This window comes from Ruegeria sp. CH8, from assembly GCF_056536985.1.
This window is the reverse complement of sequence record NZ_JBQFQR010000001.1, coordinates 288140-309442: the sequence shown is the minus strand read 5'-3', so window position 1 is coordinate 309442 and position 21303 is coordinate 288140. Positions and strand designations below refer to the sequence as shown.

The 21303-nt window shown below is 58.2% G+C and carries 21 protein-coding genes; 9 read left to right on the top strand and 12 right to left on the bottom strand.

Annotated features, from left to right (window positions below; genetic code table 11):
* The first annotated feature begins 16 nt into the window (after positions 1-16).
* Together ACR0ER_RS01555 and ndk are read left to right on the top strand one after the other, a co-directional pair.
* On the top strand, positions 17-1219 hold the full coding sequence (locus ACR0ER_RS01555) for a multidrug effflux MFS transporter (protein ID WP_480767423.1): 1203 nt from the start codon (positions 17-19) through the stop codon (positions 1217-1219).
* A gap of 102 nt (positions 1220-1321) precedes the next feature.
* Entirely contained in the window at positions 1322-1744 is a 423-nt protein-coding gene (gene ndk, locus ACR0ER_RS01550) for a nucleoside-diphosphate kinase (protein WP_170383958.1), read from the top strand.
* A gap of 53 nt (positions 1745-1797) precedes the next feature.
* Here the strand turns inward: ndk and ACR0ER_RS01545 are convergent, their stop codons facing one another.
* Positions 1798-2145 (bottom strand): TfoX/Sxy family protein, encoded by a 348-nt coding sequence (locus tag ACR0ER_RS01545; protein WP_480767422.1) that lies wholly within the window; start codon positions 2143-2145, stop codon positions 1798-1800.
* A 119-nt stretch (positions 2146-2264) separates the two neighbouring features.
* On the opposite strand from ACR0ER_RS01545, the gene ACR0ER_RS01540 reads away from it, so the two are divergent.
* From ACR0ER_RS01540 to ACR0ER_RS01525, 4 genes are read left to right on the top strand one after another with little or no spacing between them, the layout of a single operon-like run.
* On the top strand, positions 2265-2450 hold the full coding sequence (locus tag ACR0ER_RS01540; RefSeq protein ID WP_170331284.1) for a hypothetical protein: 186 nt from the start codon (positions 2265-2267) through the stop codon (positions 2448-2450).
* Positions 2447-3961 carry a CHAD domain-containing protein gene (locus ACR0ER_RS01535; protein WP_480767421.1) on the top strand — a complete coding sequence of 505 codons (1515 nt, stop codon included), beginning with the start codon at positions 2447-2449 and terminating at the stop codon, positions 3959-3961. The genes ACR0ER_RS01540 and ACR0ER_RS01535 overlap by 4 nt, the downstream gene beginning before the upstream one ends.
* Positions 3962-3964: 3 nt before the next feature.
* A complete protein-coding gene (locus ACR0ER_RS01530) occupies positions 3965-4720 on the top strand; it encodes a ParA family protein (RefSeq protein WP_480767420.1) in 756 nt (251 codons plus the stop codon).
* Positions 4717-5184, top strand: a complete 468-nt coding sequence (locus tag ACR0ER_RS01525) for a CYTH domain-containing protein (RefSeq protein WP_480767419.1) — start codon at positions 4717-4719, stop codon at positions 5182-5184. The genes ACR0ER_RS01530 and ACR0ER_RS01525 overlap by 4 nt, the downstream gene beginning before the upstream one ends.
* On the opposite strand, the gene ACR0ER_RS01520 is transcribed toward ACR0ER_RS01525, so the two are convergent.
* From ACR0ER_RS01520 to ACR0ER_RS01480, 9 genes are all read right to left on the bottom strand, one after another.
* The gene (locus tag ACR0ER_RS01520; protein WP_480767418.1) at positions 5181-6551 is read right to left on the bottom strand and encodes a sensor histidine kinase; all 1371 of its coding nucleotides are present in this window, start codon (positions 6549-6551) and stop codon (positions 5181-5183) included. The genes ACR0ER_RS01525 and ACR0ER_RS01520 overlap by 4 nt on opposite strands.
* Positions 6544-7224 (bottom strand): response regulator transcription factor, encoded by a 681-nt coding sequence (locus tag ACR0ER_RS01515; protein WP_170331294.1) that lies wholly within the window; start codon positions 7222-7224, stop codon positions 6544-6546. Before ACR0ER_RS01515 ends, ACR0ER_RS01520 begins: the two co-directional genes overlap by 8 nt.
* 182 nt (positions 7225-7406) lie before the next feature.
* On the bottom strand, positions 7407-8843 hold the full coding sequence (locus ACR0ER_RS01510) for a Do family serine endopeptidase (RefSeq protein WP_480767417.1): 1437 nt from the start codon (positions 8841-8843) through the stop codon (positions 7407-7409).
* A gap of 753 nt (positions 8844-9596) precedes the next feature.
* Complete coding sequence (locus ACR0ER_RS01505; protein WP_480767416.1) at positions 9597-10196, bottom strand: nucleotidyltransferase family protein; 600 nt, start codon at positions 10194-10196, stop codon at positions 9597-9599.
* 31 nt (positions 10197-10227) lie between these two features.
* Positions 10228-12645 carry a GcvT family protein gene (locus ACR0ER_RS01500; protein WP_480767415.1) on the bottom strand — a complete coding sequence of 806 codons (2418 nt, stop codon included), beginning with the start codon at positions 12643-12645 and terminating at the stop codon, positions 10228-10230.
* Between the two features lie 85 nt (positions 12646-12730).
* Positions 12731-14038 carry an HlyC/CorC family transporter gene (locus ACR0ER_RS01495; protein ID WP_480767414.1) on the bottom strand — a complete coding sequence of 436 codons (1308 nt, stop codon included), beginning with the start codon at positions 14036-14038 and terminating at the stop codon, positions 12731-12733.
* A gap of 63 nt (positions 14039-14101) precedes the next feature.
* Positions 14102-15055: a site-specific tyrosine recombinase XerD gene (locus ACR0ER_RS01490; protein ID WP_480767413.1), complete on the bottom strand. Its 954-nt coding sequence runs from the start codon at positions 15053-15055 to the stop codon at positions 14102-14104.
* A 2-nt stretch (positions 15056-15057) separates the two neighbouring features.
* Positions 15058-16581: a hypothetical protein gene (locus tag ACR0ER_RS01485; protein WP_480767412.1), complete on the bottom strand. Its 1524-nt coding sequence runs from the start codon at positions 16579-16581 to the stop codon at positions 15058-15060.
* Entirely contained in the window at positions 16571-16720 is a 150-nt protein-coding gene (locus ACR0ER_RS01480) for a hypothetical protein (RefSeq protein WP_170331309.1), read from the bottom strand. The genes ACR0ER_RS01485 and ACR0ER_RS01480 overlap by 11 nt, the downstream gene beginning before the upstream one ends.
* A gap of 79 nt (positions 16721-16799) precedes the next feature.
* On the opposite strand from ACR0ER_RS01480, the gene ACR0ER_RS01475 reads away from it, so the two are divergent.
* The gene (locus tag ACR0ER_RS01475; protein WP_480767411.1) at positions 16800-17387 is read left to right on the top strand and encodes a shikimate kinase; all 588 of its coding nucleotides are present in this window, start codon (positions 16800-16802) and stop codon (positions 17385-17387) included.
* A complete protein-coding gene (aroB, locus tag ACR0ER_RS01470; protein WP_480767410.1) occupies positions 17387-18499 on the top strand; it encodes a 3-dehydroquinate synthase in 1113 nt (370 codons plus the stop codon). The genes ACR0ER_RS01475 and aroB overlap by 1 nt, the downstream gene beginning before the upstream one ends.
* Here aroB and ACR0ER_RS01465 read toward each other — a convergent pair whose 3' ends face one another.
* The gene (locus ACR0ER_RS01465; protein ID WP_480767409.1) at positions 18500-19570 is read right to left on the bottom strand and encodes a site-2 protease family protein; all 1071 of its coding nucleotides are present in this window, start codon (positions 19568-19570) and stop codon (positions 18500-18502) included.
* A gap of 18 nt (positions 19571-19588) precedes the next feature.
* Positions 19589-20095, bottom strand: a complete 507-nt coding sequence (gene ssb / locus ACR0ER_RS01460) for a single-stranded DNA-binding protein (RefSeq protein ID WP_170398182.1) — start codon at positions 20093-20095, stop codon at positions 19589-19591.
* 207 nt (positions 20096-20302) lie between these two features.
* Between ssb and ACR0ER_RS01455 the strand changes: the two genes are divergently transcribed.
* On the top strand, positions 20303-20881 hold the full coding sequence (locus tag ACR0ER_RS01455) for a lytic transglycosylase domain-containing protein (RefSeq protein ID WP_480767408.1): 579 nt from the start codon (positions 20303-20305) through the stop codon (positions 20879-20881).
* Positions 20882-21303 lie beyond the last annotated feature (422 nt).

The window sequence follows — 21303 nt, the reverse complement described above, 5'->3', positions numbered from 1 at the left end:
TTCGACGGTTTTCTTCATGCGCGCGGCTTCTTCGCCTCCATCCTTGATCACTTTGGTGTTTGCGACGGCTTTGTCGGTGCTGACGCTGAACATGTTCCTGCCGTCGCTGGCCCGGATGTCGGAGGGTTTTCAGGTCGATTACGCGTTGGTGAACCTGTCGGTGGCCGGGTACCTGGCGGTGTCTGCCGTGCTGCAACTGATCATGGGGCCTCTGTCTGATCGGTTCGGACGCAGACCCATCCTGCTGATCTGTATGGCCGTCTTCGTCGTGGCATCGGTTGGTTGCGTTCGGGCCGAGTCGATCTGGATCTTTCTGGGATTTCGCCTTCTGCAGGCCGCCGTGGTGGCCGGGCCGGTTTTGTCCAGCGCCGCCATCCGTGACATGTACCCTGCAAACGAGGCCGCCAGCAAATTGGGTTACGTGACGATGGCGATGGCGCTGGCCCCGATGTTGGGGCCGATGCTGGGCGGTGCGCTTGACAGCCTGTTCGGCTGGCGCGCCGGGTTTGTTTTGTATTCGGTTCTTGGGGCAGGGCTGCTGCTGTTGCTTTGGGCCGATATGGGTGAGACCAACACCAACCGCTCTTCGACCTTCGCTGCACAACTGAGGGAATACCCGCACCTGTTCCGCGCGCGCCGGTTCTGGGGTTACGCCCTGTGTGCCGCCTTTTCGATCGGAGGGTTTTTCAGCTTTATCACCGGCGCCCCATTGGTGGCGGCAGCGTGGTTCGACCTGAGCCCCGCTATGCTGGGCCTGGGGATCGGCATAATCACAGGCGGTTTCATGGTTGGCAATTTCATCACGGGGCGGATCGCAGCGCGCACAAAGCTGACCACCATGATTCTGATCGGACGCATTATTGCCTCAACGGGGCCGTTGGGTGGCTTGCTTTTGTTTCTTGCTGATCTGGGCTCGGTCTGGGTGTTCTTCGGGTCAGCCATCTTTGTCGGTTTCGGCAACGGCCTGACCAATGCCAACGCATCCGCAGGGCTGATGTCCGTCCGTCCCAAACTGGCGGGCAGTGCAGCTGGCCTGTCCGGCGCGATGATCGTGGCGCTGGGGGCTGTTCTGACCTCGCTCACCGGGCTTTGGGTCAGCCCTGAAAACGGTCCGTACCTTGTTCTGGGCATGATGTGGGCGTGCAGTTTCGCCGGGCTGCTGGCGGTACTGTATGTTCGTTGGGTCGACCAACAAGACCCACTGCTGGAAACGATCTGAGCCGCCGCGCATCATAGTGCTTTTCATACGGCACAGACCATGCTACGCGGCGCGCGATGGATTTCGGCGCGACCCCGCGCCTTATGTTAAGGAGAGGCCGACATGGCACTGGAACGCACATTCTCGATCATCAAACCCGATGCAACCCGCCGCAACCTGACGGGCAAAATCAACGCCAAGTTCGAAGAAGCCGGCCTGCGCATCGTTGCGCAAAAGCGCATCCACATGACCAAGGACCAAGCCGGCAAGTTCTACGAAGTGCACGCCGAGCGTCCGTTCTATGACGAGCTGTGCGAATTCATGTCGTCGGCTCCGGTTGTTGTTCAGGTTCTGGAAGGCGAAGGCGCCATTGCAAAGAACCGCGAAGTCATGGGCGCAACCAACCCCGCAGACGCAGCAGCCGGCACCATCCGTGCCGAGTTCGCTGAATCGGTTGGTGAAAACTCGGTCCACGGTTCGGATGCTCCGGAAACCGCAGCTGTTGAGATCGCCTACTTCTTCTCGGGCATCGAACTGGTCGGCTAATCCGCCATCAGATCGGATTTTAGGGCCGCTCCCGGCAACGGGTGCGGCCTTTTTCATACCGGTTTAAGGTCGTCCGCAGATACCCGCACGCCGACCGCGTCCAGATCCGAGATCATCTTTGTCTCGGGCGCGGTGCTGACACTAGCCTTGATCGCGTCAAACCGCTGGCGCAGGGCCTTTTTCTCCTCGCCCTTGCAATCGTTCCACGGACGTCCCTGCAACCCCATCACCATCACATAGTAGCCAATGAAATGCGGCCGTGTTCCGGCACGTATCACGCGGGCATAGGCCTCATCTGGGCCCAAATCACGCAATTGCTGCGCCGAGTGAATGCCAGCGCGGGCGCAAGCTTTTTCGAAAGCGGGGCCAAGGTTGCGGATCGAAGAAACGGGATCGGACATGCCTAACTCTTAGCCCTGCGGCACAGTGATGTCGACCTGACGAAGGGTTAGTTCAACATCAGACTTGCCAGCAGAGCTGTTGTGCGTTTTCATGACGTCATGCTGTCATGAGGTTGCCTATGTCAAAGAACAAGGACACCGGCGAAAAGCCCGGCAAGAACAAAAAGAATACGTCTCTGAGGTTGGATGGCAAGACGTTGAAGGCCCTCAAGATCCGGGCAATCGAAGAGGGGACCAGCGTCCAGAAGATCATCGAGACGCTGGTGAATGACTATCTGGATACGCCGAAAAAGGGTCGTTCATGATGGCGCAGAAAAGCAGTTTCTTCATTATCCCCGGCACGTTCGATCTGACGGGGTTTACAGACTCTCTCAAAGGACTGACGCCCGCATTCGAAACATCAGCAACCGCGCGACCGTTCGACCTTTTGGACTGTCACGATCAGTCGCTGCGTTCAGAAGGGCGGCTGCTGGTCGAGGTTGACGGCGCAATGCGGTTGTTGCAGGCCGACGGTGAAGTTCTGGTTCAGGCCTGCACCGGCAAGGGTAAATTCGTTCAGGACCTGCCGGACGGCCCTGTAATAACGGCGGTGAAGGGATTCCCCAAACTGCGCGCGTTGATGAGCATAGGCTCGGGTCTGATCGAAACCGGCACATTTGCGGTGTTGGATGATTTGCAAAAGACACAGGTTCGAGGCAGCGTCGTAACGTTGTCCACGGATGAGGGGCAGGCGACCCTTCTGACTGTGAAGCCGATGCGCGGCTATGACCGCGCTTACCACGCGGTCTGCGCTGCGCTTGGCAATATGGCGGCATCTGGACTTGAGACAGTGTTTGATAGTTTGTTCCCCGGTGCCACCCCCTATAACGCAAAGCCCGATGTCGCTCTGGGCACGCAAGAGCCTTCCATCGAAGTGGCGGCGGATATCATTCGCACCTATCTGGCCGTCGCGCGCCAGAACGAGGCTGGCGTGATCGCCGATATCGACACAGAGTTCCTGCATGACTACCGCGTCTCGCTGCGCAGGGTCCGGTCGGTGCTGAGCCTGTTTAAGGGCGTGTTTTCTCCGGAACAGACCGAAGTTCTGAAACGCGAATTCTCTGATCTGATGGCCCCCACCGGACGGGTGCGGGATCTGGATGTCTACCTTCTGGAAAAAGACATTTACTTCAATCTTATACCGCCGAACCTTCATCAAGGTGCCGAGGCAATGTTCGCCCAATTCGCCAAGGAACGCACCCGCGCGCTGGCCGCGTTGACCCGACGTTTTCGCAGCGTGGTTTACTGTAAGAAGATGGACGAATTGGCGGCGTTGTTTGCCGATGCGAAAAGGTTGAAACACGGTCCAAATGCGGATCGTGGGGCTTATAGCTATGCCTGTGCGCTGATCTGGAAACGATATCGCAAGGTGTGCAAACTGGCCCGCGGCATCACCCCGGAAACGCCGGATGAGATCGTGCATGATCTGCGGATCGACTGCAAGAAGCTGCGCTATCTGATGGAGTTCTTCGGCCCCTTGTTCGACAAAGGTGATTTCAAAACACTCATCAAGCCATTGAAAAAGCTTCAGGATAACCTTGGGTTGTTCAACGACTACTCGGTCCAGCAAGAGGCGCTTTTGGATTTCGTGGCAACCCTAAGCAACGCGCAAGGTCGGGCAAACGCGCAGCTCGCCATGTCCGTCGGAGGGTTGATCGCCGTGCTCGACCAGCGCCAAAAGGCCGAACGTGATCGCGTTATCGCTAATTTCCAACATTTCGACAGCCCGGACATCCAGAACCTGTTCCGAACCCTGTTTCACCACAAGGAGGATTGAGGAGTGAAGATCATTGCCTGCTACAGCAACAAGGGCGGAGTGGGGAAAACCGCGACCTCGGTGAACCTGGCATATGCCTATGCGCAAGCGGGGTACACTGTGCTGCTGTGCGATCTCGATCCGCAGGGGGCATCGGGGTTTTATTTCCGGGTGAAACCGTCGAAAAAGCTGACCGATGCGCGTTTCTTCGAAGACGTTGAACGGTTTACAAAATCCATCCGTGCTAGTGATTTTGATGGGCTGGACGTGCTGCCTGCAAACCTGACCTTTCGGGATTTTGACGTGTTCCTCTCGCGGATGCGGAACAAGCGGTCGCGGTTGAAAAAGGCTTTGGCCACTGCAGGCAGCGATTATGACGTGATCATTCTGGATTGCCCGCCGAACTTTTCGACCCTGTCCGAGAATATCTTCAAAGCTGCTGACCAGATTTTGGTGCCCGTTATCCCGACGACCTTATCGGAACGGACGCTTGAGCAATTGGTAAGCTTCTTTGACGACCACAGGCTGCCCAAGAAAAAGCTCAAGGCGTTCTTTTCGATGGTGCAGCGGCGTAAAACCCTGCATCTGGAATCGATGGAGAAGATGCGCAAGGCGTACAAAAAGCGCTTCCTGCAATCCGAGATTCCCTTTGCTGCGGATATCGAACGCATGGGACAAAACCGCGCCCCTGTTAGCATCTATGCCAAGCGCAGTGCCGCAAGCTCTGCCTATCAGGCGCTGTTCGATGAATTGGAAAACGGAGTGATTTCACCCAAATGAGCACCGAAATTGAACGCAAGTTTCTGGTCGCGGACTTGCCGGACCTGAGCGGCACGGAAAAAGCCCTTGTGCGTCAGGGGTATCTGACCGCGCCCGACGACTCCACCGAACTGCGTCTGCGTCAGAAAAACGATAAGTATTTCCTGACCCTGAAGGGCGGCGGCGCATTGGTGCGGGTCGAGCGTGAGACCGAAATCTCGGCCGAACAATTCGACACTTTTTGGCCCGAGACGGACGGTCGCCGGGTCGAAAAAGAGCGCTTCACCGGACAGTTGCCGGACGGGAGGGTGTTTGAACTGGACGTGTTTCAAGGCGATCTGGCGCCGCTGCGTCTGGTCGAGGTCGAGTTTCAAACCGAGGCCGAAGCCGAAGCCTATATTCCGCCCGAGTGGTTCGGTGCCGACGTGACGGCGGACAAACGCTATAAAAACAAGACGATGGCGACCAAAGGTATTCCTGCCTAAGGTTTGCGCGCCAGTTTGATCACCACCTCAAGCCCCGGATCGCAGTTGTGCGCCTCAAACGTGCCGCCGTGCATTCGGGATATTGCGGCAACGAGGGCCAGTCCCAGGCCGGCATTGCGCTCGGTCCGGGCCGGGTCGAGGGTCACAAACGGCATCTGCAGGCGCGGCAGGTTCTTTTGCGGTACGCCCGGTCCCCGGTCACGGACGCTGAGGCTGGTATAGGGGCCGTCTTCAGAGAGGTTGATCGTGACTGCTGTGTCTGGCGGGGCATAACGCATTGCGTTTTCCAGCAGGTTCGACAGTGCCTGAGACAATAGCGGCCGGTGCCCGGGGATAGAGCCAGCGCTGCCAGTGACTTCAAGCCGGATGCCCTGATCGTCGGCGACAGGGTCGTACAACTCGGCCACATCCGCCACCAGTTGTTGCAGGTCTACGGGTTCGAACTGTTCGCGGCCAACACCGGCCTCGGCGCGTGAGATTTCGGTCAGCTGCCCCAACACGCGCAACACGTGGTCGATCTCAGAACTCGCCCGTGCAACGTCGATTTCGCGCTCTTGATCCGTCTTACCCGGGTCAGACAGCGCCTCGACCCGCTGTTTCAACCGCGACAGGGGGGAACGCAGGTCATGCGCGATGGAATTCGAAGTGGTGCGCAGATTGCTGACCAGTTCTTCGATCTTGTCCAGCATGGTGTTAAGCGTACCGGCCACTTGATCGAACTCATCACCGGTGCCGCGCAAGGGCATTCGGCGGGACAGATCACCCGAGACAATGTTTTCGGCGGTGCTGGCAATATCAGACAGACGGGAAAAGACCAGGCGGGTGAACAGCCAGCCGGTCAGTACACTCAGCGCCAGTGCAATCGCCAGCGCGATGCCGACTGATCGCAGCAGCACCCGATCAAACTGTTGCCGGGCCAAAGCATCGCGCCCGACCAGCAGGCGCTCACCGCCCGGCAGGCGGATCGAGGCCGCCGAGATGGGCACCAGTTGGTCATTGTCGGCGCGCCGCAGTTCAAGATCGACCCAGCCGCTACCCGCCGTGATCCCCTCGGGCCATTGCTTAAGGTTCCCCGCCAGTTTGGCACCGAAGCGATCCGTCAACAGATACAATGCGTCCCGCTCAGACGCGGTAGGGATGCGCCGTTCAATCGCGGTCATCAGCCCGATCAGGCCGCGGCGTTCGTATTCATCTGCCAGCCCGGTCAGTTCTGCCGACACGACCGAACGGGTTTCGCCTTCAATGCTTCGGTTCGCAGTAACATAAACAAGCGCCAATACTGTGGCTGTCAGCAAAGTGCTGAGAACCATGCTGGCTAATACAAGACGTGTGCGTGAATTATTGAAGGAAAGCCGTAGGTTATCCATCAGATATCATGTACCCGGCACCCCGGACGGTTTCGATCAATGGTGGCTCGCCACCTTCGTCCAACTGACGCCGCAGCTTGGAGATATGGACGTCGACCACATTGGTATTCGGGTCGAAATGATAGTCCCAAACGCCTTCCAGCAACATGGTGCGCGACACCACGCGGTTCTTCCGACGCAGGAAGAATTCGAGAATCTGGAACTCGCGCGGGGTCAGAGTGATCTCACGCCCATTGCGCGAGACCTTGCGTGTCAGCAGGTCCATCTCAAGGTCGCGGCAGGTCAGAGTGGGGCTTTCCTCGGCCTCTTGTGGACGGCGCAGCAGGGCCTCAATCCGGGCATGCAACTCCTGGAACGAAAACGGTTTGACCAGATAGTCATCGGCACCGGCGCGCAGCCCTTTGACGCGCTCGTCCACAGCGCTCATAGCAGTCAGCATTAGAACCGGTGTTTTCACGCCCGCCGCGCGCATTGACTTGATTAAAGACAGGCCGTCCAATCCGGGCAACATTCGGTCAAGAACGACGGCATCGAACCCACCGTCGGTGGCATGATAAAGACCTTCACGGCCATCTTCGGCTGCCTCGACAACATATCCTTCTTCACCAAATCCCTTGGCGATGAAATCCCGGGTGTCTTCGTCATCTTCGACGACCAACAGGCGACGGCTCATGATCCGAATTCCTTTCTACTGGAAGTAAAGCACAGTTTTCGGGCAAAGCACATGGTTTTGCTAAATAATCTGCCGGGTGCGTTGCTGCGCACCCGGCAGTCCCGGCGGTTTGCGGACAATTCAAACCCACCGAGGAGGCGCCCGCCAGATTTCCCCATCACGTGGCGCGCGCAGGTGACCTATCAGGCGATTTCCACCGCCACGAAGATCTGGTTTCCGCCGCGATTGATCAGCACAAGCGCGGGGTCAGTCTTTTCGCTATCCAGCGCGGCTTTCAACGCGTCCGGAGTCGCGGTTTCTTGACCACCCAGCTTCACGATCACATCACCACGCTGCAGGCCGGCCTTGGCTGCCGGGCTATCGGGCTTCAGTTCGGTAACGATCACGCCGTCGACATTTTCACCCACGCCCATCTCGGCGCGGTTGGTGTCGTTCAGCGGGGCCACGGTCACGCCCAATGCGGTACCCGAGACAGTTTCGTCCAGAGATTTGTCGATCTCAGCTGAAGCGCTTTGATGCTGGCCAATGGTCAGTTCAATCTGCTGTTCTGTGCCATCGCGCAGAACTGTCAGAACGCTGTTGCTGCCGACCTTGGTCGTGCCAACAAGGATCGGCAGATCGCTGCTGGAATCAACGGCCTCGTCGTTGAAAGTCAGGATGACATCACCCTGTTTCAGCACGCCGTCTGCCGGGCTGCCATCGACGACATCTGCGACAAGCGCGCCGTTCGAGGCATCGATACCCATGGCTGCGGCGATCTCGGGGCTGACATTCTGTATCGACACACCCAGCCAGCCGCGACTGACCTGACCGTCATCGCGCAGATCGGCAGCGATGTGTTCCACAATGTTCGACGTGACCGCGAAACCCAGCCCCACGGACCCGCCGGTCGGCGAATAAATGGCCGAATTCACGCCAACCACTTCGCCTTCCATGTTGAACAGAGGGCCACCGGAGTTACCCTTGTTGATCGCCGCATCGGTTTGAATGAATTCAGCGTAGGGCCCGGCCGAGATGTTGCGGCCCTTGGCCGACACGATCCCGGTGGTCACGGTTGAATGCAGCCCAAACGGATTGCCAATGGCCACAACGTCTTCACCCACGCGGATCACATCGCTGTCACCCAACTCGACGGCCTGCAAGGACTCACCTGCGTCGATCTTGAGAACAGCGATATCGGTCAGCGGGTCGGTGCCGATGACTTCGGCCTCGAATGTGCGATCGTCTGACATGCGCACTGTTACGGACTCGGCACTATCGACGACATGATGGTTGGTGACGATATATCCGGCTTCATCCAGTACGAATCCCGACCCTAGACCCTGTGCCGGACCACGCTGAGGAGCATCGAAGCCTTCGGGTGCACCAAAGCGTTTGAAGAACTCTCCAAATGGGTGCTGATCAAAATCAAAGTCCTGTCCCTGCGCCGGGATTGGTGCCGTGCCTTGCTCTGCGATGATCGTGACGACCGAAGGCGATACGCTCTCGACAAGATCAGCTAACGCTTCGTCGGCCATTGAGGGCAGGGCGGTGGTTGCCAGCATTGCGGCACTTAACGCGCCAGCGCCAACCCAACTGGCTGTCCCAGGCAAAAGAAGAGAGGTTTTGCGGATGCTCATTTGTGTCTCCTGTTTATATCACGCGGTTGCGGCCGCGCGTTGGAACAGGAAATGCGCGCTCAGTCTGTGTGTTTCCTGACCGAAACGTTAAGAAATCTTAATTTCGCCACAAACAGACTGTTCTATTCCGCCAAACAGACCGTGGAGATCGGAGAAATTACGCGAATCAATGGCTGCGAATCGGTGGATTGTTGCCGGTCCGGGTGTCAAAGCGCGAAAAGGGTTGAATTGAATCAAATTTGTTAACAAAGTATTGGCCCTTTTTTCTAGTATTTTTGCGATCCCGTTTGGGTTGTGATGGTGTCACGACACTCGTGAAATTTTCAGGAACAAATGTTAGCAATATGGCCTGATGGCTTATTAAGTTTGCGCTTAATGATGAGTGACCCTGCGTCAATCAAAAGTATAGTTCTCCCTTGGGTTGATCGTCGCTTTGGGATTGTTGCGCAAAAACCATTCTAAAACGCGCAAAATTAACCGTTCTTTCCAATTTTACATTGTTTGAACGCCTCGGATCGGTGACGATGAAGGTGCCCAAGCGAGGGGGAGCCGAAGGCACTAGGGGGTGCTTAAGGCTTGTCACAGTCACTGGAAGCGCTGAGCGGCATGTTAACGAGGGGGTCTTGTTTAGGTTCTGCGGCGGAATCGCCAGGATGTCTTAAGGCATCATTGGCCGTGTTTCCGGGATTGATGAAAAGTGGTAGTCCTGTTTTGGGTACCGGCCCGGTCGATTTCGACCGGGCCGCGTTACTTTTAGGTACCGCGTTTTGCGCGCCACATTGCCCAATCCTCTGGTGTATCCAAATCAAATAGGGCGTTTTGTCCAGGAAGGGCATGCAGATGCACGTTGCCAACGTGGGCGCGTACTACGGACTGTGCCCCCGCATCGCCTGTTAATTTTCTGAGGTGTTGAAACAGGCTTCGGTCAAACACGACCGGGTGACCGGGTTTGCCGTCGGCAGTTGATCCGCGCCAGATCAGATTGTCCGGATAAGCTTTTACGGAATCAAGAACGGCAATCAAATCCTCGGAAGAAATGTCTGGCAAGTCCGCCAGTAGGACCATTGCCGCTGGCGCATCTGTTGACACCTGCGAGAGCGCACCGCGCAGGCTGGCATTCATACCCTCATCAGCATCCGGGATTTCAACCTTGAGCACGCCCAGACCTTCCAAAGCGTCATGCCTTGGATGCGGCGCAGAAGGTAACGCAACGATCACAGGTGCCGCGCGTTGGGCGGTCCGTGCAGCGCGGCGCAACAATGGTTCGCCATCGATAATCTGCATAAGCTTGTCTTGCTGGCCCATGCGGCTGGATAGGCCGGCGGCCAGAAGAAGAATTGGTATGTCCGTCATGCCGGAACCATGCCGCCGTTTAGCAGCCTTGTCATCCCCGCATACGTGCTCCATCTGCATCAAAGAGTGGTTTTGTGATCACGCGCGCTTTGCGTAAGTGGCCAAGGATTTCAATTTCGACTTCCAGACCGTCCGAGGCCCGATCTGAGGGCAAGAACCCAATTGCAACTGACTTTTGCGCATAGTGTGAGTACCCGCCAGAAGTGCAGAAACCCACAACTTCACCGTCCATCCAGATCGGTTCATATGCGTTCACATCGGCGTCGTCCGCTTCGACCGCGAAAGCTACAAGTTTGCGTGCTGGCCCTTGGACGCGCTCCTTTTCGGCAGCGGACCGACCGATGAAATCAGCAGGTTTCGAGAAAGCAATGAAACGGTCCAGCCCTGTTTCGGCAGCGGTATAATCGGGCGAGAATTCCCGCATCCATGAGCCAAAGAATTTGTCCAGTCGCAAGCTCATCATCGCGCGCATTCCGAAGGGCACAATGTCATGCGGCTGACCGGCCTGCCACAATGTCCACCACAACTGTCTCTGCGCCATCGGATCGCAATAGATCTCATATCCCAGATCGCCGGTATAGCTGACGCGTTGCACGACACAGTCGGTCATGCCAACCGTCATCTGCCGTACGTCGAGGAACCTCAGGTTCGAGATATCATCGCGGGTGCAAGCGGCTAGTACGTCCGCCGCTTTCGGGCCAGCGATCTGAAACCCGTTCAGACGATCGCTGACGTTTTCAATGGTCACGCCGTCTTGCTGATTTTGCAGGAACCAGCGCATGTGAAAGGCCTGAGCGCCGTAGGAAGCGGTCAGCTGGAATTCGGTCTCACTCAGGCATGAAACGGCGAAGTCTCCGATCAGCTTGCCTTTGTGGGACAGCATTGGGGTCAGCGAAAGGCGCCCCGGTTGAGGGATGCGCCCGGCCATGATCCGGTCAAGCCAGACACGAGCTGCGGGGCCGGTGATGCGGTATTTACCGAAGTTATGGACCTCGTTGATACCAACGTCGCTACGTACCGCAAGTACTTCGCGGCCCGTGGCGTCGAACGCGTCCGAGCGGCGGAACGACGGTGTCTCGTATTCGGGTTCGCCGTCTTGGGCGAAATAGTTCGGCACTTCCAGCCCGTATTGCTGGCCCCAGACCGCGCCCAGATCGCTGAAGATGTCGTACATCGATGTCGTGTGGTTCGGGCGGGCAGCGGGCAGTTCCTCGTTCGGATAGGCGACGCTGAACCGTTTCTGATAGTTCTCGATTACTTTCGGCCGGGTGTAGCCGGGGCTGATCCAGTCGCCGAACCGGGCTACGTCCATTGCGAAGACATCGCGTTCGGGTTCTCCTTCGATCATCCATTGAGCCAGTGTCAGGCCAACACCGCCGCCCTGACTGAACCCGGCCATCACACCGCAGGCCGACCAATAGTTGCGCATCCCCGGCACCGGCCCGACCAGAGGGTTGCCGTCTGGTGCAAAAGTAAACGGCCCGTGGATTACCGATTTAACGCCAGCCTCGGCCAGAACGGGAAAGCGTCTATAGGCGAACTCGATACTGTCAGTGATCTTGTCATAATCGTCGGGCAGCAGCTCGTGTCCGAAATCCCAGGGTGTTCCGTCGACAGCCCACGGTTTGCATGGCTGTTCGTAAAACCCGATGCACAGGCCACGTCCCTCCTGTCGCAGATAGCTTTCCCCGGCAGGGTCCATCACATGCGGGTGCTCGCCACCAGCGTCGATGATCGCTTCGATCTGGGGGATCGAGTCCGTGACCAGATACTGATGTTCCATCGGGTGCAGCGGGAAGTATATGCCGGCCATCGCGCCGACCTCACGCGCCCAAAGACCGCCTGCGTTGACCACATGTTCGGCGTGAATGGTGCCCTTGTCGGTGACCACGTCCCATGTGCCATCAGGGCGCTGATTGGTTTCGCGCACCATGCAATGGGTTTCGATCGTCGCACCGCCCATACGGGCCGCCTTGGCATAAGCGTGGGTGGTGCCCGAAGGATCAAGATGCCCGTCCAACGGATCGTAAAGCGCGCCGATGATACCGTCGGTATTGGTGATCGGGGCGATCTTCTTGATCTCCTCCGGCCCGACGATCTCGGTCTCCAATCCCATAAACCGATGCTTGGCGCGTTCGGCCAGCAGCATGTCGAACCGGTCCTGATTGTCGGCAAGAGTCACTCCGCCCACGTGATGCAAGCCGCAGGACATGCCGGTGATCTCTTCCAGTTCTTTATACAGGCGGATGGTATAGCCCTGCAGCGCGGCCATGTTGGTGTCACCATTGAGGGTGTGGAACCCTCCGGCTGCGTGCCAGGTTGACCCGCTGGTCAGTTCCGATCGTTCCAGCAGCGTGACGTCGGACCAACCCAGCTTTGTCAGGTGGTAGAGCACCGAACACCCGACAACACCGCCCCCGATGACCGCTACCTGAGTTGTGGTCTTCATGTCGCTGCCTCCTATGCGTTTGGGTCAAAGACTGCAGGTGCGCGGCAGGGCGGGCTGTTCCATTCACGACATCGCTTGTCGCGGATCAGAGCGGGCGGATTTTCAGCTCGGTAATCCGGTTGCCTTCGCGTGCAGTGACTTCGAAACGGAACCCGTGGAACGAGAACACCTGTCCGGTCACCGGGATCATTTGCGCCTCGTGAATGACGAGACCTGCGATTGTGTTGGCCTCTTCATCCGGCAGCGACCAGTCCATCGCCCTGTTGGCATCGCGGATCGTCATCGCGCCCTCGACCAGAAACTGCCCGTCCTCGGTTCGGGTCACAGGAACGTCTTCTTCGATATCGAACTCGTCGGCAATCTCGCCCACGATCTCTTCGAGGATGTCCTCCAGCGTTATCAGGCCGCGCAACGAGCCGTATTCATCCACGACCAGAGCAAAGTGGCTGTGCATCCGAAGAAACTCGCGCATCTGGTCATCCAGCGTGGTCGTTTCGGGCACAAAGTAGGGGTCGTTGGCCACTTTCGAGATATCGAAGGATTTCAGCCGGTCGCTGTCTTCCTCGCTGGCGCCCGCGTGTGCGTACATGGCGCGAAACAGGTCCTTGGCGTGCACTACGCCTACGATGTTTTCCTGTTCATCCCGGAACACGGGCAGGCGGGTGTGCGGGCTTTTCAGACATTGCTGCAGGATGGCCTCGGGCGCGTCGTCGGCATCGATCATCTCGATGTTCGAGCGGTGCAACATGATCTCTTCCACTGTGCGGTCGCCCAAATCAAGCGCGCCCAAAATACGATCGCGGTCTTCCTTTTCGACCACGCCCTCCGAGTGGCCCAGATGTAGCGCACCGGCGATTTCCTCACGCACAGCGAGAATGTTGCTGTCAGGGTCGATCTGCACGCCAAACAAGCGCAGAACGCCGCGCACCAGCAAACGAACCGCCGCAACCATGGGCGAGAAAACAGTCACCACAACACTGATGATCGGCGCGACGGCAGCGGCTGCCTTTTCCGCGTTGGTGATGGCATAGGTTTTCGGCAGAACCTCGGCAAAGATCAGAACCAACAGGGTCATCACCAGCGTCGCCAGCGCCACGCCGCTTTCACCGAAGAGACGTGTGAACAATGCCGTCGCCAGCGAGGCCGCGAGGATGTTCACGAGGTTGTTGCCCAGCAGGACCGAGCCGATCAGCCGTTCATTGTCATCGGTGATATCCAGCGCCTTTTGTGCCCCGCGCGAGCCCTTGTCGGCCTGCGCCCGCAACTTGCCGCGCGACGAGGCGGTCAATGCCGTTTCAGAACCCGAGAAAAAGCCTGACAGGACAAGCAAAAGCAGAATGGCGCCTGTGGTAAACCAGAATGCGCCGTCGATCAGAGAAGAAGAGGGTTCCATCGGTCCTTGGTTATTGGTGTTGCTGCATCCGTTATGGGGGTGCGACCCCTGCGGATCAAGGGGTTAGCCCTTGTCTTCAGTGTCTTTGGCCAGCGGGTGATGCTCGAACACCAATTCCGCCAGACGTTCGTCCAGAACATGGGTATAGATTTCGGTGGTCGCTACATCTGCATGGCCCAACAGAGTTTGGATCGACCGCAGGTCAGCCCCGTTGGCCAGAAGATGCGTGGCAAAGGCATGGCGCAGGGTGTGCGGCGTGACCTTTTCAGGCGAAACGCCACCCTGAACGGCCAGTTCCTTGACCAGCAGAAAGAACATGTGGCGCGTCAGGTGCCCGGATTTCCCGCGCGAGGGAAACAGGAACTTGGATCGCTGCACGCCGTCGGTAACCGCGTGATCCTCGGCCTCATCCCGCAGGATCAGCCACGCTGCCAGCGCTTCACGGGCAGGGGGTGATAGCGGCACCATCCGTTCTTTGCCGCCTTTGCCCAAAACCAGCAGCATCCGCGGATCACCCCGCGCGGAGGAAACAGGCAGTGACACCAGTTCAGTCACGCGCATACCGGTGGCATAGAGCACCTCCATCAGGCAGGTGTTGCGTACCCGGTCGGCTTTAGTGCGCCCTGTCTGGCGGGCGGCTTGCAGCAAACGGTCGACTTCGGGCACGCCCAGCGTTTTGGGCAGGCGTTTTTGCCGTCCGGGGCCTTTGATCTGAATGGCGGGGTTGGTGTCGCGCCAGCCTTCCTCGAACGCGAAACGATAAATTTGCTTGATCGCCGACAATCGCCGCGCGCGGGTGGATTGCGCCAGCCCCTGCGCGTCACAGTCGATCATATAAGCTTCGATCTGATCCCGATCAGCCTCTGTAAATCCCGTTTTGCGGCGTTCCAGCCAAGCAGCAAAATCCTTCAGGTCACGGCCATAGGCTAACAAAGTGTTGTTAGCGGCGCCAAGTTCAGCAGCTTGAGCCTGCAGGAAGGTGGAGATCCACAGGTCCGAGGTTGCCGGGGCCGCCATACTCAGGTGTCCTGCAGGATCAAAAGGTTCAACGCGGCGCGGCGGGCGGTGTCCTCCAGCCCCACGCGGCGCAGGGTTGCAACGGCTGCGGTCAGATCGACAAGATTGCCGCGCGCGCCATGTGCGAACAGCTCCATCGTTTCCAGAATGGCCTCGCCCAATTGCCCGTTCGCCAGCATCGCATCGATATCCGAAGGGACGGGCGCAGCCCAGGCAAATCCTTCGGCCACCGCATCGGCCCAAGGCGACGGGCTGCGCGCCCGTCCCGGATCGCCCCGTGCCAGTGCGGCCAGAAACTGCGTTTCTACCGACTCGTCCGGTGGCGACAGGGCGGCGGTTTCATAAAGTTCGGACAACAGCAGAATCCGCCACCGCAGGTTTTCGGCAGCCGGATCGGGCAGGGTCGTTTGCGATAGTTGGTCAGCGAAAAGTTCTGCAAAGGGAACTTCTAACCCGACACTACGCATTTGTTCCCAGACTTTGGGCAGCGCAGTGGCGATAGCGCTCGGTTTGCCGGTCTCCAAAGCGTTTTCAAATTTCTGCACCGCCGCGACCCGGTCCCAGACCGCGCCAGAAGCGGCGGGCGAGCGCTCGGTATACAGGCCCAGCAATTGGTTCGGGGTCAGCGCACCGATCCGCGTCAGGCGCTCGGCGGCCTCGATCTGTGCTTTCCATCCGGCGACATCGCGCAGGTCGGCATTTGCAAAAGCGCGCGGCAGGGGCGCAGAAGGCAAACGCTCGCCAATGGCTTCGAACAGCCGAAAACTCAGCGGATCGGGATTTTCGGGCTGTGGCAGATATTCGGCATCTTCGTAGAGCTCGGGGCTAAGGAACCGGTCCAGCACGTCCAAATCCTCGGGCGGCAGGACCTGAAGAGCATGGGCGGCCTCAAGCGTCAGCGCGGCCGAGCTCCAATCGCCCCGACGGGCCTTGCAGAAAATTTGCGCGGCGTAGTCCCGGGATAGATGCGGCTGCGCGATCAAAGCTGTGCAGCTGCGATCCTCATCCCCGGTCAGCAGTGTCGCGTCGAACCAGCGCTGAAACCGTTCGCGGTTATCGGTGGGCCCGGCGAGTTGCACCAACGATTGTACCGGATCGGCTGCGCCCAGTTGCAGCAGCCGGTCAAGCCGCGCCAACAGCAGAGGTTCCTGCGCATTCGGACCGGCAGGCGCGCGGGCCTCGGTCAGCAGCAGGGTGAACAGCAGGCGCTGCATCGCCGGGTTGTACTTGACGGGCACGCGGGCGATCAATTGCGCCAGACGGGCAGGGTCGCTGTTCTGCCAAAGGTCAACCGGAAGACCGGTCACCGAGGACGACACCAGCCCAAATGGCGGTGACAATGCCTCAAGCGGCGTGACCTCGACATCCGGTTGAACACCGGTCTCTGTCACCGGTGGTTCCAGCAACACGGTCCCCGGCAGGTTTTCCGGCGGGTCACTTAGCCATTCGATAACGGAAAGAGGTTCCTGCTGCGCCTCGGCCGAGCCGGCCAAAAACAGCGCAAACAGTGCGGCCTTATTCGACATTCAGGATTACCGGCTCTCGTATCTCATCTTGCGGCGCCGAAAAGTCGGCGCCGAAGAACGGACCCAGATAGGCATATGCCACCAGCCCGACAAAACCCAGGCAAATCAGATATAACAAGAACTTGATCAGACGGCCCATTGCTCAACGCTGCCCCAATTTTCTCTTTTGTCATAGTTATAGCTAGCATTTTTCCTAAGATCACGTCATTCACGGTGAAATGAGCGAAATTAAGCATAACACTTCTACCACGGACACAGACACGGGCTTTGATCTGCTCAAAACAGTGGTTCTTGTGGGCATGATGGGGGCAGGAAAGACGGCGGTGGGCCGTGCATTGGCCGCGCGACTGGGTGTTCCTTTCCTCGACAGCGACGCAGAGATCGAATCGGCAGCCAACATGACCATCCCCGAGATTTTCGCTCGCGACGGAGAGCCGTTTTTCCGCGCCAAGGAAAGCCAGGTCATCGGGCGTCTGCTGGATGAGGAAAAAGGCATTCTTTCGACCGGTGGCGGCGCCTTTCTGGCCGAACAGAACCGTACAATGATCACCGAGCGCGGTGTGTCCGTCTGGTTGCGAGCCGATCTGGATGTTTTGTGGAATCGCGTCAAGCACAAGGATACACGTCCTTTGCTGCGCACGGCTGACCCGTATGCGACTTTGCGTGGCATTTATGAACAGCGCGTGCCGGTCTATGCGCAGGCCGATCTGATCGCAGATTCGGACGGCGAAACTTCGATCGAGAATATGGTGAACCGGGTGCTGGATGCGTTGGCAACACGCCCCGATGTTTTGGAACGGAAATAATGCACCAAACCGTACATGTAGAGCTGGGCGAACGCTCGTATGATGTGGAAATCGGCCCAAACTTGCTGGAGCAGGCTGGCGCGCGGATTGCGCCCTTGCTGCCCCGACCCAAGGTGGCCGTTGTCACGGATGACAACGTGGGCGCGCTGCATCTGGACGCTCTGCGCGACGGGTTGGCTGCTGCCGGGATCGAGATGACTTCTCTGACCTTGCCTGCGGGTGAGGCCACTAAAAGCTGGCCGCATTTCGAACGCACGGTTGAGTGGCTGCTGGCGGAAAAGGTCGAGCGTCGGGATGTGGTCGTCGCCTTGGGTGGCGGTGTCATTGGCGATCTGGTTGGGTTTGCCGCCGCGGTTCTGCGGCGCGGAGTGCGGTTTGTGCAAATCCCGACCTCGCTGCTGGCGCAGGTGGACAGTTCGGTCGGGGGCAAGACCGGGATCAACGCGCCGCATGGCAAAAACCTGATCGGGGCCTTCCATCAGCCTTCGCTGGTGCTGGCCGATACCTCGGTTCTGGGCACGATGACTCAGCGTGATTTTCTGTCGGGCTATGGCGAAGTTGTAAAATACGGTCTGCTTGGCGATGCCGCTTTCTTCGAATGGCTTGAGGAAAACGGCACAGATGTTTCGGGCGGAGACATGGCCGCGCGGGTGCGGGCGGTGACACGCTCGGTTCAGATGAAAGCCGATATCGTGGCGCGTGATGAGACTGAGCAGGGCGACCGCGCGCTGCTCAACCTTGGCCACACCTTCTGCCACGCGCTTGAGGCTGCGACTGGCTATTCCGACCGTCTGCTGCACGGTGAAGGCGTGGCCATCGGCTGCGCGCTGGCGTTCGAGTTGTCGTCTCGTCTGGGCCTATGCTCTCAAGAAGATCCAAGCCGCGTCCGCGCTCATCTTCGGGCGATGGGGATGAAAACCGATCTGGCCGACATTCCCGGCGATTTGCCGGATGCCGAAGCGCTGGTTGATCTGATGGCACAGGACAAGAAGGTTATCGACGGCCAATTGCGGTTCATTCTGGCGCGCGGGATCGGTGAGGCCTTTGTCACCTCGGACGTTCCGCGTGAGGCAGTGATTTCAGTGCTGGAAGACGCCTTGGAGACGGTCTGATCAGCGACCGCGGATCACCATCAACTCACCGATGTTTTCACGAGTGATGTAGCCGACCATGTTTCCGGCTTGCGTGCAAACCGCGATGGCCGGGGCACCTTTGTGCAAACCTGCCAGAACCGTCTCGAGCCCGCTGGTCAATTGCACCTGTGGGATATCCGTTTCCATGATCGACGTGGCCGGTTCCGAGCGCGGGGTGTCTCCGGCCAATGCCGAGAACAGACCGTTGCGAGTAACAAACCCCAGTAAAGCGCCTGCTGAATCCAGTACCGGGAATTCATGTTGCGTGGTGTGAATGACCGCCTGCGCCGCCGTGGCCAACGTGTCGGTCGGGGACAGGGCGTGGAACTCGGTGATCATCGCATCCCGCGCTAGAACACGCCGTGCGACCGAACGCATTGCCACGTCCTGACTTTCGGAATTGGCTGCGATGAAGACAAAGACAGCGATCAGAACCAGAATTGGGTTGCCCGTGCTCAATCCCCAGAATCCGAAAGCAACGGCGACGACCTGTCCGGCAAGGGCGGCGACCCTTGTTGCCTTGACCCGATCCATCTTGAGGCACAGCAGGGCGCGGAACACGCGCCCGCCATCCATCGGAAAAGCAGGGATCATGTTAAATGCCGCCAGCAGCAGGTTCACATAGGCCAGCCGGTTCAACAGACCGGGGCCGGTCGAGTCGATCTGCGCCATCGTTTCAAGCGGCATTCCGGCCCCAAGAACGACCAATACGACCCAAATCACAATGTTCACGGCAGGCCCGGCAAGGGCGACCCAGACCTCTTGCATCGGCTTTTCCGGCATCCGTTCCAGCCGTGCCAACCCGCCGATTGGCAGCAGAGTGATGTCGGGTGTCTTGATCCCGTACCGACGAGCCATCAGTGCGTGGCCGAACTCATGTGCAACGACGCAGGCAAACAGGGCCAGTACGAAGATCAGGTTCTCAATGGCGGCCGGTAGTCCTCCGTTGGAATAGGCGGCAAAACCGACCCAGGCCAACAAAAGGAAAAAGGTGACATGGACCCTCAATTCCGACCCAAGTATTCGGCCGAGTGAGAAGGACCATGTCATGTTGTGTCTCCGTTTTGGTTAGAACGGGATCTCGTCGTCGTCGATACCGCCAGATGCTGGGGCAGGGGCACTGGACGGACCGCCATAGGGGTCACCGTAGCCGCCACCGGCCTGGCCGCCGCCATAGCCGCCCGACTGGCCACCATAACCACCGCCGCCGCCGCCGCCTTCACCGCGGGCGTCCAGCATCACCAGTGTCGAACCGAACCCTTGCAGAACCACTTCGGTTGAATACCGATCCTGACCGGATTGATCCTGCCACTTGCGGGTCTGCAACTGACCTTCAAGGTAAACTTTGGAGCCTTTGCGCAGGTATTGCTCGGCCACGCGGACAAGCCCTTCGTTGAAAATCGCGACCGAGTGCCACTCGGTGCGCTCGCGGCGTTCACCGGTGTTGCGGTCTTTCCAGGTCTCGGATGTGGCGATGCGCAGGTTGCACACCTTGCCACCGTTCTGGAATGTCCGGACCTCGGGATCGCGGCCAAGATTTCCGACCAGAATGACCTTGTTGACTGAACCCGCCATGTATTTCCCCGTTCTGTATTGACGTATGCGCGCCCGAATCTGGCGCAGTGTTTCAACGCGACCCTATACGGCCTGCGTCGCGGTTGAAACACAGTTGATGTCGGCAACACCCGGCAAGAAAATACTTATGTCCTGTTTACCATGCTTTCATTGTTGGCTGAAATATCTATAGTTCACAGAGTTTCTGAACGAGCGAGATTGGCTTAAATGCGATTTCTGGTTAGTTGTTTTTTGGTTTCTTGCTTTGCCTTGATCTCGGTTTCGGCGACTGCGCAGACCTTGTCTACCAAAAACCGGAAAGACATCTTTCTCAAACAATCCAAGGTTTTGGATTCTCGTGCTGCGACCCAGTATCGTGATTCCGAACGGTTGAAGCCAAAGACTGCACAGCCCAAGTTCAACAAGCGCTATACCGGTAAGTATCGCGGTCAGTACATGACCCTGGCCCGGCAGGCCGCGCGCAAGCACAATGTCCCGGAAGATCTATTCCTGCGTCTGGTGCAGCAGGAAAGCGGATGGAATCCAAATGCAAAGTCACACAAGGGGGCCTTGGGGCTGGCTCAGCTGATGCCGGGAACGGCCCAGCTATTGGGTGTGAACCCACATGATCCGAAGCAGAACTTGGAAGGTGGTGCTCGGTACTTGTCCTGGCAGTACCGCAAGTTCAAATCCTGGCGTTTAGCCTTAGCGGCCTACAACGCGGGGCCGCAGGCCGTCGAAAAGCACGGCGGCATACCGCCGTACAAAGAAACCCAGAATTACGTGAAAGTAATCTGGGGCGGTTAAGTCACTTCTTTGAATATTGGGTCACCAGCTTCGACGTGCTTTAGAACGTAATAGCAGTAAGAACTTTGATCAAAGCTCCGGTAGACAGGCTGTAATCATAAAGTGAATTTGCGCGTGCCTCCCGCTCGTTGACGAAGCTCCCTAGTATTGTCTGGCTGGCACCGGCAGAAACCCCGTAGCAGGCACTTCCTAGTGCGTCGAGACGCTCATCGCAGCAAGCACCAAGACCGGGGCATAGCCAGAAGCGCAATTACGGATAAGACCAGTTCAAATAGGAGTTCAGCGCGGCGTGGCAAACCGATGTCGTCAGGATGATTGCAATCGCGATTGCCAAATTCAATCCAGCTAGATGCCGAGAGCTAGCGGTACAATGGTTCAGAAATATGAAAACGGGTGCCGGGTTAAACCCGGCACCTTTTTCC

Bases quoted from the DNA above. Each gene is read 5' to 3' on its own strand.
- ACR0ER_RS01555 (WP_480767423.1), top strand. From the start codon at position 17: ATGCGCGCGGCTTCTTCGCCTCCATCCTTGATCACTTTGGTGTTTGCG.
- ndk (WP_170383958.1), top strand. From the start codon at position 1,322: ATGGCACTGGAACGCACATTCTCGATCATCAAACCCGATGCAACCCGC.
- ACR0ER_RS01545 (WP_480767422.1), bottom strand. From the start codon at position 2,145: ATGTCCGATCCCGTTTCTTCGATCCGCAACCTTGGCCCCGCTTTCGAA.
- ACR0ER_RS01540 (WP_170331284.1), top strand. From the start codon at position 2,265: ATGTCAAAGAACAAGGACACCGGCGAAAAGCCCGGCAAGAACAAAAAG.
- ACR0ER_RS01535 (WP_480767421.1), top strand. From the start codon at position 2,447: ATGATGGCGCAGAAAAGCAGTTTCTTCATTATCCCCGGCACGTTCGAT.
- ACR0ER_RS01525 (WP_480767419.1), top strand. From the start codon at position 4,717: ATGAGCACCGAAATTGAACGCAAGTTTCTGGTCGCGGACTTGCCGGAC.
- ACR0ER_RS01520 (WP_480767418.1), bottom strand. From the start codon at position 6,551: ATGGATAACCTACGGCTTTCCTTCAATAATTCACGCACACGTCTTGTA.
- ACR0ER_RS01515 (WP_170331294.1), bottom strand. From the start codon at position 7,224: ATGAGCCGTCGCCTGTTGGTCGTCGAAGATGACGAAGACACCCGGGAT.
- ACR0ER_RS01510 (WP_480767417.1), bottom strand. From the start codon at position 8,843: ATGAGCATCCGCAAAACCTCTCTTCTTTTGCCTGGGACAGCCAGTTGG.
- ACR0ER_RS01505 (WP_480767416.1), bottom strand. From the start codon at position 10,196: ATGACGGACATACCAATTCTTCTTCTGGCCGCCGGCCTATCCAGCCGC.
- ACR0ER_RS01500 (WP_480767415.1), bottom strand. From the start codon at position 12,645: ATGAAGACCACAACTCAGGTAGCGGTCATCGGGGGCGGTGTTGTCGGG.
- ACR0ER_RS01495 (WP_480767414.1), bottom strand. From the start codon at position 14,038: ATGGAACCCTCTTCTTCTCTGATCGACGGCGCATTCTGGTTTACCACA.
- ACR0ER_RS01490 (WP_480767413.1), bottom strand. From the start codon at position 15,055: ATGGCGGCCCCGGCAACCTCGGACCTGTGGATCTCCACCTTCCTGCAG.
- ACR0ER_RS01485 (WP_480767412.1), bottom strand. From the start codon at position 16,581: ATGTCGAATAAGGCCGCACTGTTTGCGCTGTTTTTGGCCGGCTCGGCC.
- ACR0ER_RS01480 (WP_170331309.1), bottom strand. From the start codon at position 16,720: ATGGGCCGTCTGATCAAGTTCTTGTTATATCTGATTTGCCTGGGTTTT.
- ACR0ER_RS01475 (WP_480767411.1), top strand. From the start codon at position 16,800: ATGAGCGAAATTAAGCATAACACTTCTACCACGGACACAGACACGGGC.
- aroB (WP_480767410.1), top strand. From the start codon at position 17,387: ATGCACCAAACCGTACATGTAGAGCTGGGCGAACGCTCGTATGATGTG.
- ACR0ER_RS01465 (WP_480767409.1), bottom strand. From the start codon at position 19,570: ATGACATGGTCCTTCTCACTCGGCCGAATACTTGGGTCGGAATTGAGG.
- ssb (WP_170398182.1), bottom strand. From the start codon at position 20,095: ATGGCGGGTTCAGTCAACAAGGTCATTCTGGTCGGAAATCTTGGCCGC.
- ACR0ER_RS01455 (WP_480767408.1), top strand. From the start codon at position 20,303: ATGCGATTTCTGGTTAGTTGTTTTTTGGTTTCTTGCTTTGCCTTGATC.